This is a genomic window from Salinisphaera sp. (genome assembly GCF_002729955.1).
In the GTDB taxonomy this organism is placed as follows: domain Bacteria; phylum Pseudomonadota; class Gammaproteobacteria; order Nevskiales; family Salinisphaeraceae; genus Salinisphaera.
Map to the genome: position 1 here is coordinate 1 of NZ_PBYA01000030.1, position 18,005 is coordinate 18,005.

At 63.3% G+C, this 18,005-nt stretch carries 15 protein-coding genes and 2 tRNA genes; 8 read left to right on the plus strand and 9 right to left on the minus strand.

Going from position 1 to position 18,005, the window contains the following annotated elements:
* The 6 genes from CMN27_RS08670 to rpsB all read right to left on the minus strand — a co-directional run.
* Positions 1 to 366 (minus strand): phosphatidate cytidylyltransferase (locus CMN27_RS08670; protein ID WP_293625640.1); only part of this gene is annotated, 366 nt, incomplete at its 3' end.
* 5 nt (positions 367 to 371) lie between these two features.
* Positions 372 to 1,094 carry a polyprenyl diphosphate synthase gene (gene uppS, locus CMN27_RS08675; RefSeq protein WP_293625641.1) on the minus strand — a complete coding sequence of 241 codons (723 nt, stop codon included), beginning with the start codon at positions 1,092 to 1,094 and terminating at the stop codon, positions 372 to 374.
* Between the two features lie 37 nt (positions 1,095 to 1,131).
* Positions 1,132 to 1,689, minus strand: coding sequence for a ribosome recycling factor (frr, locus tag CMN27_RS08680; protein WP_293625642.1), 558 nt, complete (start codon positions 1,687 to 1,689; stop codon positions 1,132 to 1,134).
* Positions 1,686 to 2,429 (minus strand): UMP kinase, encoded by a 744-nt coding sequence (gene pyrH / locus CMN27_RS08685; protein WP_293625643.1) that lies wholly within the window; start codon positions 2,427 to 2,429, stop codon positions 1,686 to 1,688. Before pyrH ends, frr begins: the two co-directional genes overlap by 4 nt.
* A 124-nt stretch (positions 2,430 to 2,553) precedes the next feature.
* The gene (gene tsf / locus CMN27_RS08690) at positions 2,554 to 3,435 is read right to left on the minus strand and encodes a translation elongation factor Ts (protein ID WP_293625644.1); all 882 of its coding nucleotides are present in this window, start codon (positions 3,433 to 3,435) and stop codon (positions 2,554 to 2,556) included.
* 69 nt (positions 3,436 to 3,504) lie between these two features.
* Entirely contained in the window at positions 3,505 to 4,419 is a 915-nt protein-coding gene (gene rpsB, locus CMN27_RS08695) for a 30S ribosomal protein S2 (RefSeq protein ID WP_366515433.1), read from the minus strand.
* Positions 4,420 to 4,677: 258 nt separating this feature from the next.
* Here rpsB and map point away from each other — a divergent pair, with 258 nt between their 5' ends.
* The 6 genes from map (at position 4,678) to dapE (ending at position 11,693) form a co-directional block, all read left to right on the plus strand.
* Positions 4,678 to 5,442, plus strand: coding sequence for a type I methionyl aminopeptidase (gene map, locus CMN27_RS08700; RefSeq protein ID WP_293625646.1), 765 nt, complete (start codon positions 4,678 to 4,680; stop codon positions 5,440 to 5,442).
* Positions 5,442 to 8,114, plus strand: coding sequence for a [protein-PII] uridylyltransferase (glnD, locus tag CMN27_RS08705; RefSeq protein WP_293625647.1), 2,673 nt, complete (start codon positions 5,442 to 5,444; stop codon positions 8,112 to 8,114). The genes map and glnD overlap by 1 nt, the downstream gene beginning before the upstream one ends.
* Entirely contained in the window at positions 8,111 to 9,316 is a 1,206-nt protein-coding gene (gene dapC, locus CMN27_RS08710) for a succinyldiaminopimelate transaminase (protein WP_293625648.1), read from the plus strand. Before glnD ends, dapC begins: the two co-directional genes overlap by 4 nt.
* Positions 9,317 to 9,382: 66 nt before the next feature.
* Positions 9,383 to 10,204: a 2,3,4,5-tetrahydropyridine-2,6-dicarboxylate N-succinyltransferase gene (gene dapD, locus CMN27_RS08715; protein WP_293625649.1), complete on the plus strand. Its 822-nt coding sequence runs from the start codon at positions 9,383 to 9,385 to the stop codon at positions 10,202 to 10,204.
* Positions 10,205 to 10,209: 5 nt separating this feature from the next.
* Complete coding sequence (locus CMN27_RS08720) at positions 10,210 to 10,560, plus strand: Spx/MgsR family RNA polymerase-binding regulatory protein (RefSeq protein ID WP_293625650.1); 351 nt, start codon at positions 10,210 to 10,212, stop codon at positions 10,558 to 10,560.
* Positions 10,560 to 11,693 (plus strand): succinyl-diaminopimelate desuccinylase, encoded by a 1,134-nt coding sequence (dapE, locus tag CMN27_RS08725; protein WP_293625651.1) that lies wholly within the window; start codon positions 10,560 to 10,562, stop codon positions 11,691 to 11,693. The genes CMN27_RS08720 and dapE overlap by 1 nt, the downstream gene beginning before the upstream one ends.
* Positions 11,694 to 12,123: 430 nt before the next feature.
* Here dapE and CMN27_RS08730 read toward each other — a convergent pair whose 3' ends face one another.
* The 3 genes from CMN27_RS08730 to CMN27_RS08740 form a co-directional block, all read right to left on the minus strand.
* Entirely contained in the window at positions 12,124 to 13,944 is a 1,821-nt protein-coding gene (locus tag CMN27_RS08730) for a patatin-like phospholipase family protein (protein ID WP_293625652.1), read from the minus strand.
* 78 nt (positions 13,945 to 14,022) lie between these two features.
* A complete protein-coding gene (locus CMN27_RS08735) occupies positions 14,023 to 15,042 on the minus strand; it encodes a class I fructose-bisphosphate aldolase (RefSeq protein ID WP_293625653.1) in 1,020 nt (339 codons plus the stop codon).
* 211 nt (positions 15,043 to 15,253) lie between these two features.
* Positions 15,254 to 15,343: transfer RNA gene (locus tag CMN27_RS08740), tRNA-Ser, on the minus strand.
* Positions 15,344 to 15,480: 137 nt separating this feature from the next.
* Here CMN27_RS08740 and CMN27_RS08745 point away from each other — a divergent pair.
* Positions 15,481 to 17,316 carry an amidase family protein gene (locus tag CMN27_RS08745; RefSeq protein WP_293625654.1) on the plus strand — a complete coding sequence of 612 codons (1,836 nt, stop codon included), beginning with the start codon at positions 15,481 to 15,483 and terminating at the stop codon, positions 17,314 to 17,316.
* Positions 17,317 to 17,460: 144 nt separating this feature from the next.
* Positions 17,461 to 17,536: transfer RNA gene (locus CMN27_RS08750), tRNA-Thr, on the plus strand.
* Positions 17,537 to 18,005: the final 469 nt, after the last annotated feature.

Below are 18,005 nucleotides of genomic sequence, written 5' to 3' on the forward strand. Positions count from 1 at the left end.
CAGCAGGCCGGTGGCAGTACCGATATCGGTACGCCCCATCACCCGCGCCCAGCCGGTCGGATAGCGCACGATCCAGCCGATCGCGATCAGCCACCACAGGCAGGCCGCGCCGATGAGCAGATTGTCGACCGCGACCACCCAGAACTGGCTGCGCACCAGCGCGAACAGAAAGATCAGCAGCGCCGTGGCCAGTACGAGGAGTACGTGGCCGGTATCGCCCATACGCAACAGGCCGGCCCATTCCCAGGCACCCAAGAGCATGAGCACCGCAAACACCACGGTGATCGCGAACGTGGGCAGATACAGCATGCCCAATACCGCCAGGGGCACCAGAACCAGGGCTGTTGCGATACGGGTAGCGAGCACGCGGGTTATACGCCTGTCGCCGCCGTCTGCGGCAGGCGGCCGAAGCGGCGCTGGCGCTGGCCGAACCATTCGATGGCACAGGCCAGACTGTGGCCATCGAAATCCGGCCACAGCTCGTCGGAGAAATACAGCTCGCTGTAGGCGAGATCCCAGAGCAGAAAGTTGCTGATGCGGCGTTCGCCGCCGGTACGGATGAACAGATCCGGCGCCGCGTACTCGGCCAGCGCCATACGCGCGCCAAGGCTGTGCTCGTCTATGTCCTCGGGCGCGAGCCGGTTGTCGCAGCAGTCGCGGGCCAGCTGGCGCGCGGCCTGTACGAGATCCCAGCGCCCGCCGTAGTCGATGGCAATGACCAGATTCAGCGCGTCGTTGTCGCGGGTACGCTGTTCTGCCTGAGCCATTTCCTGCTGGAGCGCCTGCGAGAAATGCTCGCGCTCGCCGATGAAGCTCAGGCGTACGCCGGAGTCGTGCATGGAATCGATTTCGCGCCGGATCGTGCGCCGGAACAAATCGAGAAGCACGCGCACCTCGGTTTTGGGACGCTGCCAGTTCTCGCTGGAAAATGCGAACAATGTCAGTGTTTTAACCGACTGTTCTCGTGCACTTTCCACAATCGCCCGAACGGCCTGCGCGCCGGAACGATGCCCTGCCGCACGCGGCAGACCCCGCCGGTTCGCCCAGCGGCCGTTGCCGTCCATGATGATTGCGACGTGGTCGGGCACAGTCATATTCGCACCTGGCGCTCGAGTCAGATCGACGGTTTGTTCAAACCGTCATGATCTCCTTTTCCTTATCCTCGAGCAGGCTGTCGATCCGGTCGATGTGCTGATCGGTGAGCTTCTGGATTCGCGCTTCGCCACCGTGCTGGTCGTCGGCGCTGATTTCCTTTTCGTTCACCAGTTCCTTGAGCGTGGAGTTCGCGTCGCGACGGATGTTTCGAATCGCCACGCGCCCGTCCTCGGCCTCGGCACGAATGACCTTCACCAGATCCTTGCGGCGGTCCTCGGTCAGCGGCGGCAGTACAACGCGAATGACCTGCCCCGCCGTCGACGGGTTGAGGCCCAGGTCGGCTTTCATGATCGCCTTCTCGACCGGCTGCACCATGCTCTTTTCCCAGGGCTGGATGGTGATGGTGCGCGCATCTTCCAGGGAAATATTGGCGGCCTGGTTAAGCGGCACTTCGGAGCCGTAGTAGTCCACCGTCACGTGGTCGAGCAGGCTCGTGCTTGCCCGCCCGGTGCGGATCTTGCCGAAGTTCTCGCGCATGACGTTGATCGTCTTGTCCATGCGCTGCTGTGCGTCACTGTAAATCTCGTCAATCATCCGTTGCTTCTCGTCGTGTCGTTGTCGACCAGCGTACCCACGTCGTCGCCCGCGACGATGCGTGCCAGATCGCCGGCCCGGTTGATATCGAACACCCGTAGCGGCATGCCGTTGTCGCGGCAGAGCACGATCGCCGTGGTATCCATCACGCTCAGGCGCTGATCGATGACCTCATCGTACGTGAGGTGCGTGTATCGTTTTGCGCTGCTGTCGCGCATCGGGTCGGCGCTGTAGATACCGTCAACCTTGGTGGCCTTGAGCATGAGGTCGGCGTTGATCTCCACCGCCCGCAGGCTGGCCGCGGAGTCGGTCGTGAAAAACGGGTTGCCCGTACCGGCAGCGAAGATGACTACGCGCCCCTTCTCGAGATGGCGAATGGCCCGGCGCCGAATATAGTCCTCGCAGACCTGGTTGATACGAATCGCCGACATCACGCGTGCCGTCATCCCGGCATGCTCGATCGCATCCTGCAGGCCCAGCGCGTTGATGACGGTCGCCAGCATGCCCATCTGGTCGCCGGTGACTCGATCCATGCCGCGCCCGGCAAGCCCGACACCGCGGAAAATATTGCCGCCGCCGACCACGAGCGCGACTTGAACGCCCGACTCGATCAGCCCCTTGATCTCGGCGGCAAGTCGTTCGACCACCTCGGCAGAGATACCATAATCGGCTTGCCCCATGAGGGCCTCACCGCTGAGTTTCAGCAGAATGCGTTGGGTGGTCGGCTTGTTCTTGCTCATCGAGTGGCGCGGCAGTACGACAACATGAAGCGGCTCCTGGCCGGCAACGATAACTTACGACCCGATCGTGCGATACGGGCAGCTAAAAAAAAGCCGGCTGCCTGAGCAGCCGGCCGGTTCGCCCTCAGGCTGTCTTTTCGGCTTGCGCCTTGACCTCGGCAGCGAAGTCTTCCTGCTTCTTCTCGATCCCTTCGCCGACTTCCAGACGGGCATAGTCGGTCACGGTCGCGTTCTGCTGCTTGCACAGCTTTTCGACCGTGGTGTCCGGATCCTTCACGAACGGCTGACCCATGAGCGTGATTTCGCCCAGGTACTTGCGCAGACGCCCTTCCACCATCTTTTCGATGATGTCTTCGGGCTTGCCGCTGTCGCGGGCCTGCGCCATCAACAGTTCCTTTTCCGCGTCGCGGCGCTCCTGCGGCACGTCGTCGGCCGACAGATGGGCCGGTGCGGTCGCCGCCACATGCATCGCCAGATCGCGTGCCAACTCGCTTTCACCGCCGGCCACTGCAACGGCACTGCCGATACGCGCGCCGTGCATGTAGACATCGAGCTTGCCGTCACCGGCCTCGATGCGGCGGAAACGACGAATGGTGATGTTCTCGCCGAGCTTGGCGACCAGCGCACGACGCTTGGCGTCCAGGCTTTCGCCGTCGACTTCGATCGCGGCCAGTGCCTCGGCGTCGGCCGGCGCGTGATCCAGCGCGGTGCGGGCGGCCAGTTCCGCGAAATTCACGAAATCGTCGTTCTTGCCAACGAAGTCGGTTTCGCAGTTGGCTTCCAGCAGCACGGCGACGGTCTTGTCATCCGACACGGCCGTTGCGATACGGCCTTCCGCGGCCACGCGGCCGGCTTTCTTGTCGGCCTTGGCCAGGCCTTCGCGCCGCATGTTGTCGGCCGCGGCATCGATATCGCCATCGGTGGCGGTGAGTGCCTTCTTGCACTCCATCATGCCGGCGCCGGTGCGTTCACGTAGTTCTTTAACCAGAGCAGCACTAATTGCCATGATTCGTTCTCCGCAAAATTTGGGTAGCGGCCGGGCCGGCGCGTCGATCACGCACCGGCCCGGACGAGATTACTTGTCGGCCTGCTTGGGGTCGGCCTGTTCCGGGTTTTCCGACGGCACGGAGGCGACGTCGCCCAGCGAGGCGGTTGCAGTCGGCTCGGCTTCGCCCTGCGACTCCTGAATGACGGAGTTCTGCGTGGCTTCGCTCGCCGCCTGGGCCTCGGCCGGCTTGCCCGGCTCGTGGCTGGCGCCCTGCGCCTGAACTTCGACCATGTCATCTTCCTGGCCGGAGAAATCGCCCTTGCTGCCGCGCCCCGCCAGTACGGCGTCGGCGACCATTTCGCTGTAGATGCGAATGGCACGGATCGCGTCGTCGTTGCCGGGAATGACCACGTCGATGTTTTCCGGCGAGCAGTTGGTATCGACCACGGCGATGACTGGAATCCCCAGCTTGCGGGCTTCGTCGACAGCGATCTTTTCGAAGCCGACGTCAATGATGAACAGCGCATCGGGCAGGCTGGTCATTTCCTTGATGCCGCCGATGCCGCGCTCGAGCTTGTCGCGCTCGCGATAGAGATCCAGCGCTTCGCGCTTGTTGAGCTTGCGGATCGAACCGTCTTCGATCATCTGCTCCAGGTCGTGCAGACGCTGGATCGAGTTCTTGACCGTCTTGAAGTTGGTCAGCATGCCGCCGAGCCAACGATGATTGACGAAAGGCATGCCGCAGCGCTGTGCCTGCTTGCCCACGGCTTCGCGCGCGGCGCGCTTGGTGCCCACGAACATCACGTTGCCGCCATTGGCGGACAGACGGCTGATGTAGTTGTAGGCGTCCTTGAAGAGCGGCAGAGTCTCTTCGAGGTTGATGATATGGATTTTGTTGCGCTGGCCAAAGATGTAGGGGGCCATCTTGGGGTTCCAGTAACGGGTACGGTGGCCGAAATGAACCCCCGCCTCGAGCAACTGGCGCATGCTGATCTGACTCATGGATTGTCTCCGGGTTGTGGCTTACGCGCATCCCATGAAACAACCGGTCTGCATCTACAGACAGGCACCCCGTTTCATGTGCCGACACGCGTGCGGATTTTCGATATCGAATACGGTCATTATCGACCGTTTAACTAGCGCGTTCCCGGCCTTCGATTGCCGCGAACGCGAGCGGTTTATACCATAGCGACCGTTTTCAGGCTAGCGTCGGTCGCAATTCGACCGACATCCCACGACGACTTTCAAGGATCGAAACGCATGGCCGTGACCATCAAGACCCCCGAAGAACAGGACAAGATGCGCGAAGCCGGCCGCCTGGCCGCGCAGGTCCTGGACATGATCACGCCGCATGTACAGCCCGGGGTGACCACTGACGAACTCAACACCCTCTGTCACGAATACATGGTCGACGAGCTGGGCACCACGCCCGCCCCGCTGAATTACCACGGCTTTCCGAAATCCATCTGCACGTCGATCAATCATGTGGTCTGCCACGGCATACCCGGCGAGAAGGCGCTCAAGAAAGGCGACGCGATGAATATCGACGTCACCCTGATCAAGGACGGCTACCACGGCGACAGCTCGCGCATGTATTTCGCCGGCGAACCCTCGATCAAGGCCCGCCGCCTGTCGGACATTGCCGAAGCCGCGCTCTACAAGGGCATCGACGTCGTGCGTCCCGGCGCGACGCTCGGGGATATCGGCGCGACGATTCAGGCCTATGTCGAGTCCCAACGCGCCTCGGTGGTACGCGAATACTGCGGCCACGGTATCGGACTGGGGTTTCATGAAGAGCCGCAGGTACTGCACTACGGCAAGCCCGGCCAGGGACTGCGCCTGGAAGCGGGCATGACCTTCACCATCGAACCCATGGTCAACGCGGGTAAGCGCCACGTTAAAGTGCTGCCGGACGGCTGGACGGTGGTCACGAAGGATCATTCGCTCTCGGCCCAGTGGGAACACACGATCCTGGTAACCGATGACGGCGCCGAGATTCTCACTCCCAGCCAGCTGAGCGCCTGATGGGCCAGTCCGTTGATGCACGCCGCCGTGCCCAGGCCGACCTGGGCGACTGGGACGCGTTCATCGCCCGGGCGGCGCAGGCCGAGGGCGCATCGATTGCCCAGGCCCGCGAATATCTGGACGCGGGCCGAAAACGTATCGAACAGGCGTTTCGTGCCGGCGCGCACGTAGACGTACTGGTGGAGGCGCGCAGCGCCCTGGTGGACGCCGTTCTGGGCAGCGCGTGGCGCGCCCTGGCCGATTCCGCCAACGCCTGCCTCGTGGCCGTGGGCGGCTACGGCCGCGGCGAGCTGCTGCCGCATTCCGATATCGACGTGCTGATCCTGTACCGCCAGGGCACGCTGGACGACGTGGGCCCCGCGCTTGAGCGGTTTCTGACCCATCTATGGGATATCGGACTGGAAGTGGGCCATAGCGTGCGCTCGCCCGCCGAATGCGCCGAGCAGGCCGAAGCCGATATCACCATCATGACGAACCTGATGGAGTCGCGCGCGCTGGCGGGTGACCCCGCGCTGTTCGCGGCCATGCGGGCCGCGACCTCGGTCGAACATATCTGGCCGTCGGCCGAGTTTTTCAAGGCGAAGATAGAGGAACAGCAGGCACGCCACGCCCGCTATGACGAAACCGCCTACAAGCTCGAACCCAACACCAAGGAGTCGCCGGGCGGTCTACGCGACATCCAGACGATCGCCTGGGTCGCCAAACGCCAGTTCGCCGCACAGACGCTGGACGGACTGGTCGATTACGGCTTCTTGAGTGAACGCGAGTTCACCGAACTCAAGCGTGGGCAGATCTTTCTATGGCGCGTACGCTTCGCCCTGCATACGCTGACCGACCGCCCCGAAGACCGGCTGCTGTTTGACCATCAAATCCAGATCGCAAAGCTACTCGGATACGAGGACGAAGAGAACAACCTCGCCGTCGAGCAGTTCATGCAGAAGTACTATCGTAATATCAAAGCGTTAACCGCGCTTAACGATATTCTTCTTCAACTTTTCTCCGAGGCGATCCTGCACTTCGGCGACGACGAACGGCCGCGGTCGATCAATGAGCGGTTCCAGTCGCGTCACGGCTTTATCGAAGTGACCGGCGACGACGTGTTCGTCAAACATCCCAGCGCCCTGCTCGAGATCTTCTATCTCATGCAGACCCGGCCACGGCTGACCGGCATTCGTGCACATACCCTGCGACTGATGCGGCGCGACCGCCACCTGATCGACAAAACGTTCCGCAATTCAATCCACTGCCGCCGTTTGTTCACGGAAATACTGCGCCAGCGCAGCGGTGTGACCCGGGCCCTGCGGCGGATGAACCGATACGGCATTCTCGGCCGCTACCTGCCGAATTTCGGCAAGATCATCGGGCGGATGCAGTATGACCTGTTTCATACGCTTACCGTCGACGAACACACTCTGTTCGTCATCCGCAACCTGCGGCGGCTCGTGCTACCCCGCTTTCAGCATGAGCTGCCGTTCGCCAGCGAGCTGATGCAGTCGCTCAACAAGCCGCAGATCCTCTATATCGCCGGGCTTATGCACGATATTGCCAAGGGCCGCGGCGGCGATCATTCCGAGCTGGGCGCGGCGGACGCTCGCAAGTTCTGTGCGGATCACGGTATCTCCTCGGACGATACCGATCTGGTGTGCTGGCTGGTTCGTCAGCACCTGTTGATGTCGATGACTGCACAACGTCGTGATATCAACGACGTACAGGTGGTTAATGAGTTCGCACGTGAAGTCGGCAGCCGGGAGCGACTCGATCGGCTGTTCCTTCTCACGGTTTGCGATATTCGTGCCACTAACCCCAATCTGTGGAACTCGTGGAAGGAAAGCCTGTTGGTGGACCTGTACACGAACACGCGGCGTGCCCTGGAGCGCGGCCTCGACGACCCGCTCAGCGAAGCGGAACTGGTCGCGGAAACCCGTAGCGCCGCAGCCGCCATGCTTACGCGCTCCCGCGTAAATACACCTAAATTCAAGGCGGTATGGGCACGTTTTGATCCGGAATATTTCCTGCGCCACAGTCCGGAAGAAATCGCGCGTCAGACCCGGGCTATCGTCACTCACGACGGCGACGGCCCGCTGGTCTCGGTAGCGGAGATTACCGACCAGGGCAGCACCCTGTTCGTCTATACCCGCGATCGCAACTATCTGTTCGGCGTGGCGACCGGTGTGCTTGCACAACTGGGACTGTCGATTCTCGACGCACGGATCAACACCACCAGCGACGATTACACCCTCGACACCTACGTGATCTGTGAAAGCGACGGCCAGCCCATCAAGGAGGTCTATCGGCGCCGCGAGATCGAGGACACCCTCAGTGCCGCCATCGCCAATCCGGAAGTCGAGAGCATCGAAGTCACCCGCCGCGCTTCACGCCGCAGCCGTTACTTCAACGTACCGACGCAGATCTATTTCAGCGAAACGCCGGAGCGCGCCTGTACGATCATGGAGGTCGTCACCGCCGACCGTCCCGGCCTGCTTTCGGTAATCGGCGACATCTTCTACCAGAACGGCATTCTGCTGGAGACGGCCAAGATCGCCACCATTGGCGAACGCGCCGAAGACGTGTTCTTCATTACCGACAGCGATCATGCCCCCATACGGGATCGCGCGACGCGTACACGCCTGCGCGAAACCCTGACCAACGAACTCGACAAGAACGGCCCATGAACCCTCGCCTCGACGCCCTGCAGCCGTATCCCTTCGAACGGCTGGCCGCACTTTTGCGCGACACCGCACCCAACAGCAGGCGGACGCCGATTTCTCTGGCCATCGGCGAACCCCAGCATCCACCGGCCGAAGTGGCGAAAACGGCACTCATCGACGCACTGGATGGCATCGCCCACTACCCGCCCACGAAAGGCAGCGACGCGCTACGCGCCGCGATCGGCGACTGGTTGGCATGGCGCTTTAACGTTGGCCGGCAAGCGATTGACGATACGCGACATATTCTTCCCGCTGCCGGCACACGCGAGGCGCTGTTCTCGTTTGCACAGGCGGTCGTGGATGCCAGCCGCCCGGGGGCGGCGGTCGCCATGCCCAACCCCGGCTATCAGATCTACGAAGGTGCGGCGCTGTTGGCAGGCGCCGAGCCGTTGTATCTGCCCTGTCTGCCCGACACCGGTTTTCTGGCCGATCTGGACGCCCTGAGCGAAGCCGAATGGGATCGCGTACAGCTTCTCTATCTGTGTTCGCCGGGCAACCCGACCGGGGCGGTGGCCGACCGGGCCTATTTCGAACGCGCCCTGGAACTGGCCGACAGGCACGATTTCATCATCGCCTCGGACGAGTGCTACAGCGAGATCTATGCCGACGAAAGTGCGCCTCCGCCCGGCCTGCTGGATATCGCCCATGCCCAGGGGCGCGATGACTTTGCCCGCTGCGTGGTCTTCCACAGCCTGTCCAAGCGTTCCAATCTGCCGGGGCTGCGCTCCGGCTTTGTCGCCGGCGACGGCGCGGTGCTGGCCGACTATCTGCGCTATCGCACCTATCACGGTGCAACGCTCGGCCAGCACGTACAGGCGGCCAGCATTGCCGCCTGGCGCGACGAAACCCATGTTCGTGCCAACCGCGACCGCTATCGCGAGAAATACGCGGCGGTGATGCCGCTGCTCGAGCCGCTATGCGATGTCACCCGCCCGGCGGGTTCCTTCTATCTGTGGCCGTCCTTCGATGCCAGCGACGAGGATCTGACCCGCGCCGCGCTGCGCGACGAAAACCTGCGTGTGGTGCCCGGTCGTTATCTGGCGCGGGCGGCGGGCGGCGTCAACCCCGGTATGGGTCGCCTGCGACTATCGCTGGTCGCCTCGACCCAAGACTGCGTCGAGGCCGCGACGCGGCTGGCCCGGGTGTGCGAAGCGTTGCCCCGCTGAGTTAAACTCCCGCGCCCCACAACCATTCATATCGCGCGTTCGTCGATCGCGCAGCAAGGAGTCGCTATGGCCGATACGCAGCAGATCATCGAAGAGGCTTTCGAGAACCGCGCCAACATTTCCCCGGAGAACGCGAGCGACGCCGTACGCGACGCGGTACAGAGCGCGCTCGACATGCTCGATTCCGGCGCTGCGCGGGTGGCCGAACCCACCGCCGATGGCTGGGTGGTCAACGAATGGCTCAAGAAAGCGGTACTGCTGTCGTTTCGCCTGCGCGACAACACGCCCATCGATGGCGCGCATACGCGCTATTTCGACAAGGTGCCGTCGAAGTACGCCCACTACGACGCCGACGACTTCCAGAAGCAGGGCGCGCGTATCGTACCGCCGGCCATGGTACGACGCGGCGCGCATGTCGCCGCCGGCGCGGTGATCATGCCCAGTTACGTCAACATCGGTGCCTATGTGGGCAGCGGTGCGATGATCGACACCTGGGCCACCGTCGGCTCCTGTGCGCAGGTCGGCGAGAACGTGCATCTATCCGGCGGTGCGGGCCTGGGTGGCGTACTCGAGCCGCTCCAGGCCGCGCCCACCATCATCGAAGACAATTGCTTCATCGGCGCGCGCTCGGAAATCGTTGAAGGCGTACGCGTCGGCAAGGGCTCGGTCATCTCGATGGGTGTGTTCATCGGCGCGTCGACCCCGATCTACGACCGTGAAGCGGATCAGATCCTGCACGGCGAAGTCCCGGCCGGTTCCGTGGTGGTGGCCGGTAGCCTGCCGCGCGACAACGGCCGCTACAGCATCAACGCCGCCATCATCGTCAAGAAGGTCGATGAAGGCACGCGAGCCAAGGTCGGCATCAACGAACTGCTGCGCGGCGCCTGAGCACGATGATTCGTATCTACGGCATCGCCAGCTGTGATACCTGCCGCAAGGCGCGTCAGTGGCTAACCGCCGCGGGCATCGAGCACGAGTGGATCGACCTGCGCGCTGACGGCACCAGCCGCGAGCGCCTCGAGCAATGGCGGGACGCGCTTGGCGATGCCGCGCTGATCAACAAGCGCAGCAAGACTTGGCGCGATTTCGATGCCGAGCAGAAACAGGCCACCGAAGCCGACCCGCTGCCCGTACTCGTCGATAATCCGACGCTGATCAAACGCCCGATACTGGAAACGCCGACCGCTACCCTGGCCGGCTTTTCTGCAAGCCGCTACGAGGCGGCCCTGGCCGGCGCCGACTGATGACGGACGAAGCGCTCGAACTGACCCGAACGCTGATTCAGCGCGAGTCGGTCACCCCGGCCGACGGCGGCTGCCAGAAACTCATCGGCGAACGACTGGCCGCGGCCGGCTTCGCCGTCGAGCACCTGCGCTTCGGCGAGGTGGACAACCTCTGGGCCGTGGCCGGCGATAGCGGCCCGCTGCTGTGCTTTGCCGGCCATACCGATGTGGTGCCGCCCGGCCCGCTCGACGACTGGGCGCAGGGTCCGTTCGAGGCCACGGTCGAAGACGGCTGGCTGATCGGGCGTGGCGCGGCCGATATGAAATCCAGCGTTGCCGCCATGGTATGCGCCGCCGAGCGCTTTCGTGACCGTCACCCCGATCATCCGGGACGGCTGGCCTTCTTGCTGACGAGCGACGAGGAAGGTCCGGCGGTGGACGGCACGCGTGCGGTCATGCAATGGCTCGGCGAACGCGATATCACAATCGACTACTGCCTCGTGGGCGAGCCGTCGTCGTCGGACACGCTCGGGGATACGGTCAAGAACGGCCGGCGCGGCAGCCTCAACGGCCATGCCCGGGTGAAAGGACGCCAGGGCCACGTTGCCTATCCACACAAGGCCGACAATGCGCTGCATCGGCTGCTCGCCCTGCTCGCCGATCTGGCCGCGCACCGCTGGGATGACGGCGACGAGTTCTTTCCGCCCACGTCGTTTCAGGTATCCAACCTCAACGCCGGCACGGGGGCCGAAAACGTAATCCCCGGCGTGGCCGAGGCGCGCTTCAACTGGCGCTTCAACCCGCGACAGGACGAAGCCTCGATCCGTGCGCATGTCGAGCAGCGCTGCGAGGCGCACGGCATCGATACCGAGTCGATCCAGTGGCGACTCTCCGGATCACCTTTCATCACCCGCGAAGGCGCTCTGATCGACGCCACCCGCGCCGCCATCCTCAGCCAGACCGGCGTCGACACGTTGCTTTCAACCGCTGGCGGCACCTCGGATGGGCGCTTTATCGCACCGACCGGCGCCCAGGTACTGGAACTCGGCCCGCTCAACGACACCATCCACCAGGCCAATGAACGCATCCCGGCCGAAGACGTCGCGCGTTTGAGCCATATCTATGAAGACATCGTCGCGCGTCTTCTGAACTAGCGCTGCGCACCAACCCCGCTTGCGATTTTCAAAGAACTGGGCCGTTTGCGTAGGGAAGCTTCACTTATCAACTCGGCATGGAAATCGATCATTTCGCGGGTTGATAACTGGGTTAGGCGAACGCGTATGTACAACAGCCAACGCCCGCAAATAAAGCATTACCCGTAGATTGCAGCATTACTCTGCGCGTTCGCAGCACGGCATCCGACCGTGATTGTCCGCAGATCAACACAGATTCACGCAGAGCTAGGCAGAGCTAGGCCGGTAAGCTAATAGCACGGGGTGAGCGCAGTGCCCGAGTCTTGGACGCCGAGCACACATAGTCTTCGCTTGAATCTGCGTTGATCTGCGTCGATCTGCGGACATTGCCTTTAGAACGCCGCCCGCGGCGTGGAACCGTGCGCCGGCGCGGGCCGGGCAAGCCATCGCGCTAATCCAAACGATTGGCGACCACCCGTGCACGAAACGCCACGCGGCGGCTGCCGAGCCATTCGTCGAGTTTCTGATCGGCGTGGTGGTAGGCGCGAAACACGATCTCGTCGAGTTCGTCCCAGTCGAACATGCTGATCCCGCCCACCGGCATATGCAGCACCAGATCCGCGCGCGCGTCGATATCCCGGCTTTCGCGTTCGCTGGTGAGCGTGGCCGTATGAAACAGAATCTTGAACATGTTCAGATGGCGTGCGCTCGAGCCCAACGACAGCAACGAGGCCGTTTCGGCGTCTTCGGCCATTTCCACCCGCAGATCAGTGGCCCGGCTGACGTCCGATACGATCACCTGCCCGCGCCCCATGGCGGCCATCACGTCAAAGGGAATGGCGTTGAGCAGCCCGCCATCCACCAGCAGATCGCCCCGGTGCACCAGCGGCGGCGCAATGCCGGGCACGGCCATGCTCGCGCCGACCCAGGTCGCTACCTCGCCCTGCTCGTGCACCACCGGCACGCCGCGCGTGAGGTTCGTGCTCAGGCAGTAAAACGGAATATCCAGATCCTCGATATGTCGGTCGCCGTAGAGCGTCTTCAGCTGGCGTCGGAACTTTTCCGCGCTGATCAGCGAAATACGCGACAACGAATAATCGTTGAGAAAACGCCCGGTCACGAACGTCTCGCGCATGCGGGCAAGCATCTGCTGGGCATCCAGGCCCATCGCCACCATGGCGGCGACCATCGCGCCCATGCTGGTACCGCCGACCGCATCGATCGGGATACCCTTTTCCTGCATCGCCCGAACCAGGCCGATATGCGCAAAGCCTCGGGCGCCACCGCCACCCAGCACCAGGCATACCGCCCGTCCGGAGATCATGCGCGCCAGGCGGGCCATCTGGGCGCCCGGCAGGCCGATCGCCACCCGGTGCTGGGCAGCGGCGCCGGCGGTATCGCGCCAGGCCCGTGCCGAATAGCCGCCCTGTTCGGGCACGAGCACGACCATTTCCTGCGGCGCGCGCAGCGCCTGCTCGCGAATCCAGACCAGGTTTCGTGAGGCGAAGGGGCGCTGGTCGCCATGGGCGATCAAGATCACGCGATCGGCCTGGCGCAGGCAACGTCGGGTCCAGGGGTCGGGCTCGGTGCTGGCCTCGTAGACGATATAGCGATACCGCTCTTCCAGCTGCGTGAGCCAGCCCGATACTGCGCGGTTGCGCTCGCCGATGCCCATGTCCACCGATGCGGCACCCGCGCCAAGTGCGGCGTCGACGCGCTGAGCATCCAGGCGCAGGGTCGATGCCGCCTGCCCGAGTTCACCGGCCAGGGCACGCGAGAAGGCGGCCACGTCGATGCCCGGATGTGCCGGCACCACGGCATAGGTACGCGCGCTGCGCACGCTTTCGCGCTGTGGGGCGGGTTTGACCGCGCGCAGGCGCTGCACGATCTGACGCGTGACCCGCAGCATGGCTTTGGGATAACGCTCCACCAGCGTTTCGAATACGTCCCGCGAGATACGAATCAGCGCGGTATCGCGTAGCGCGAAGGCATCGGAGGAATGCAGCTCGGCGGTAATCAGCGTGATTTCGCCCACCGTCTCGCCGGCGCTGCTCTCGCCCAGCAGCAACGGCGCAGCATCCTCCTGCGGCTGCACGACGCGAATACGCCCGGAAACCACCAGGTAGAGCGAATCGCTGGTTTCGCCGACGCGGAACAGATATTGGCCGCCGCCCAGTTCGAGCCACTGCGCGCTCGCTGCAACCGAGCGCAGCGCACGCCGATCCAGCTCCCGGAACAGGGCGCTGGCTTTGAGTGCAGAAACGATATCCATGCGGCGCATCATGCACTTATTCGGCGCACAAAAAAGCCCGGCCGCGGCCGGGCTTTTTCGCTACGCCGACATCAAGGCTCAGGCAGCCTCTTCCATGTCCGCGCTGTACTCGCCGCGTGCGGCCGCGCCGTTGTTGCGGGCACGCTTGAGATAGGCCTTCTGGGCCGCGGCAATGTTCTCGTCCTTGCCGCCCCAGGCCGCCAGCGCCGGCGCCTGCAGCGCACGTCCATAGGAGAAGCTCAGCTTCCACGGCTGCGGGCCCATGCGGTTCATGGCATCCAGATGCGCGGTCGCCAGTTCATCGCTCTGCCCGCCGGACAGGAAGACGATACCGGGCACGGCCGCCGGCACCCGACGCTTGAGACAACGCAAGGTGGCCTGCGCCACCTGCTCGACCCCGGCCTGCTGCGGGCACTGCTTGCCGGCAATGACCATATTCGGCTTGAGCAGCATGCCTTCGAGCATGACGTTCTGGGCCTTGAGCTCGGCGAACACCGCGTCGAGCACACGATCGGTGACTTCCTCGCAGCGTTCGATCGAGTTCGCGCCGTCCATCAGCACTTCCGGCTCGACGATCGGCACGATGCCCGCTTCCTGGCAAAGCGCGGCATAGCGTGCCAGCGCATGGGCGTTAACGTGGATGCAGTAGTCGCTCGGGCGGTCGTCGGCGATATCGATCACGCCGCGCCACTTGGCAAAGCGTGCGCCGGCTTCGGCGTAGTCGGCAAGACGCTCGCGCAGGCCGTCCAGGCCTTCCGTGACTTTTTCTTCGGGGTTGCCGGCGAGAGGCTTGGCGCCCTTGTCGACCTTGATGCCGGGGATGACGCCCTGATCGGCCAACAGCTTCGGAAACGGCGTGCCGTCGTCGGCCTTCTGGAACAGCGTTTCCTCGAACAGGATCACACCGCTGATGTAGTCCTGCGCGCCGTCGGCGGTGAACAGCAAATTGCGATACGTCTGCCGAGTCTTTTCGGTCGACTCCACCCCAATGCTGTCGAGACGCTTCTTGATGGTGCCGGTCGATTCGTCGGCGGCGAGAATGCCTTTGCCGTCGACCATAAGTGCTTTTGCCGTATCGATAAGTGCTTGTTCGTGCATGCGCGAATCCTTGTTGGGCCAATTTGCCGCGATTTTACCGCAAATTATTGCCGATGGAGAAACGCTCGAGCCAACATCCCGTCGGCGTCCCAGGCGCGCGAGGCGCGGCCACGAATCGGCCCCGATGGTTGAACGCCAGCCGCACAGCGGCGCAGGCGACCCGTACGGACCTGGCTTGAACGGTGGGCTGTTCAGGATAGCGGCGCGGGAATGGCGGAGAGGGTGGGATTCGAACCCACGAGGGGCGTGAACCCCTGCCGGTTTTCAAGACCGGTGCATTCAACCGCTCTGCCACCTCTCCGGCGTGCGCGCTGCGCATTGTCCGAGACAGCACAGGCCCAGCGCAAGCCCGCCCATCAAACTGCAGTTGCCATGCAATGGCACCAGTCTTGCTTAAGGCGTTCGGGCGCAACGCGAAAACCAAGCCGACGCACTGCTTTGGCACAAACCGCGAGGCGCCCTGCGCTCGATGTCGAGCATATCCATACACCCATTGGGGACACCATAAAATCAAGGCTCTCGTTCAGCCTGTTACTGCTGGGCGCACTGCTGTCCGGCTGCAGCGATTCCGACAACGATAACGCCGCCGTCGATAACGACACGACGACGCCCGCCGAACCGGCCACTTTCAACTTCGTTGAAGGCACCATCGACCAGGCTCATGCGGCAATGCGGGCCGGCACACTGACCTGCCAGGCGCTGGTACAGGGCTATATCGATCGCATCGAAGCCTATGACGATACCGGGCCGAGTCTGCACGCGGTCATCAATCTCAATCCGCGCGCGCTCGATCGTGCCCGTACGCTGGATCGCAACTATGCCGTCGATGGCCCGAGCGGCCCGCTGCACTGCGTGCCGGTCCTGCTCAAGGACAACTTCGACACCGCCGACGTCACCACGACCGCCGGCGGTACGGCCATGCAGTACAACCGCTCACCCGACGATGCCTTCTCGGTGAAGGGTATCGTGGACGCGGGTGGCATCATCCTGGGCAAGGCGAACCTTGACGAATTTGCGTTCGGCTTTACCGGCAGCAGCTCGCTCGAAGGCCAGGTCAAGAATGCCTACGACCCGAGCAAAGGCCCGGGCGGTTCATCGTCCGGCACGGGTGCGGCCATCGCTGCCAGCTTCGCCATGGCCGGCACCGGCAGCGATACCGGCGGCTCCATTCGTGTGCCCTCCAGCCTTGAAGGTCTGGTGGGAATACGGCCCAGCCTGCGACTGGTGAGCCAGGACGGCATCGTCCCGCTGGCTGCATCCCAGGACACCGGCGGGCCCATGTGTCGAACGGTTCAGGACTGTGCGCTCATGCTCGATGCCATGGTCGGCTTCGACGACGGCCCCTATGCCAACCAGCGCCAGGCCTTTGCCTACGACTCGGCGGCGATCGAAACCGCCGAGAACTACAAGGTCATCACCAACGTCCCCGCCACCTACACCGACTACCTCGACCCGAACGGTCTCGAAGGCGTACGCATCGCAGCTCTGCAACCGCTATTTGGCGATGGCAACGACGACAATGCCCAGGTCCAGGCCACGATCCGCAAGGCCATCGAGGCCATGCGCGCGGCCGGGGCCACCGTGGACGTACTCACGGCGGCCGACCTGACCGCCCGCAACGTGTCGCTCGATACCTTGACCGGTTTTGCCAGCAATTCGCGCTTCGAGTTCCGCAACGATCTCACCGCCTACCTGATGAGCTGGCCCTCGAATCTGGATGGGCACCTGCGCAGCTTCGATGCCGTCGAAGCCAGCGGCGGCTACCAATCACGCAATACGGGTACTTTTGCTTTCTACGGCGAGATCGGCCGCGCAATCGAGAATGAAAACGACACCAGCGCTCAGGCCGTGGCGTATCGACAGGACTACCAGCGCAACCTCCAACAGCGGCCCACGATCGTACGTGGCGGCTTGATGCGTATCCTCGACAATCGCGACGCAGACGGCCTCGACGCAAACGCCCTTGGCGCGCCCTACGACGCCCTGCTCTATCCCTCGGTACTCGGCCTCGCACCCGCCCTGGGCCGCTCGCCAAGTACCGGGAGCAATAATCGACTCAGCCCATACTCTGGCTTCCCGGCACTGAGCATGCCTGCCGGTATGGCAAAGCCCGCGGGTAACGACAGCGCCCCCGCGCTGCCGGTGGGCATGGAACTGCTGGCACGCGAGTTCGACGAGCCGACGCTGATTCGTATTGCCTATGGCTACCAGCAGAAAGCCCAGCCGCGCAGCGCGCCGACGTTCACGCCCGAACTGGCCGCCAACGACGACTAGTCTCGAACCAAGCCCATAATGCGGCCCGCCGTACTGGCGGGCCGTACTTGCAGCAAGGTTTCCCGCATCCCGAGCACCGCGCTAAAGACAATCGTTGTTTGCGCGCAAACGTTTCTCTATAATCCGCGGCTTGCCGAATCCGGAGCCGGGGTAGCTCAGTCGGTAGAGCAACTGATTCGTAATTAGTAGGTCGGAGGTTCGATTCCTCTCCCCGGCACCACTTGGCATTTATAATCAGGCAGTTAGGGGTTAATTGTTGGCTTACCCAACATTCCACCCAACACCCGATTCAGGCTCATACCTGGGCGGATCGCAGAGCGATCTGGTCCCGATAGCCGCTTAACTCTCCTCCTTGACCCGCCTAGGCGCGGCCATTGCCGCCCGACGCTGTAGCCTGATGCCGGGATTCAGACGAACCCGCTACAACCTTGTGCGGTAGTCCGAGTCTGCACGAGCAATCCGGAGATATTCTAGCGGGCAAACCGGCGACGGCGCGCAGACTCGGTCGGATGCGGTCCCTGCGGCCGGGTTACCTAACCTAGCGCGCGCAGATTAACTCATGCACCGAAAAGATAGGTTAGGTTCCTAATATACCGCGCGTCATTGCTGCGCGAGTATCTCGCCAACAGGGTCGGCAAATAGCTGAGTATCGAGGATAGCGATGTCTGCCAATTGCTTTTGCTATCGGA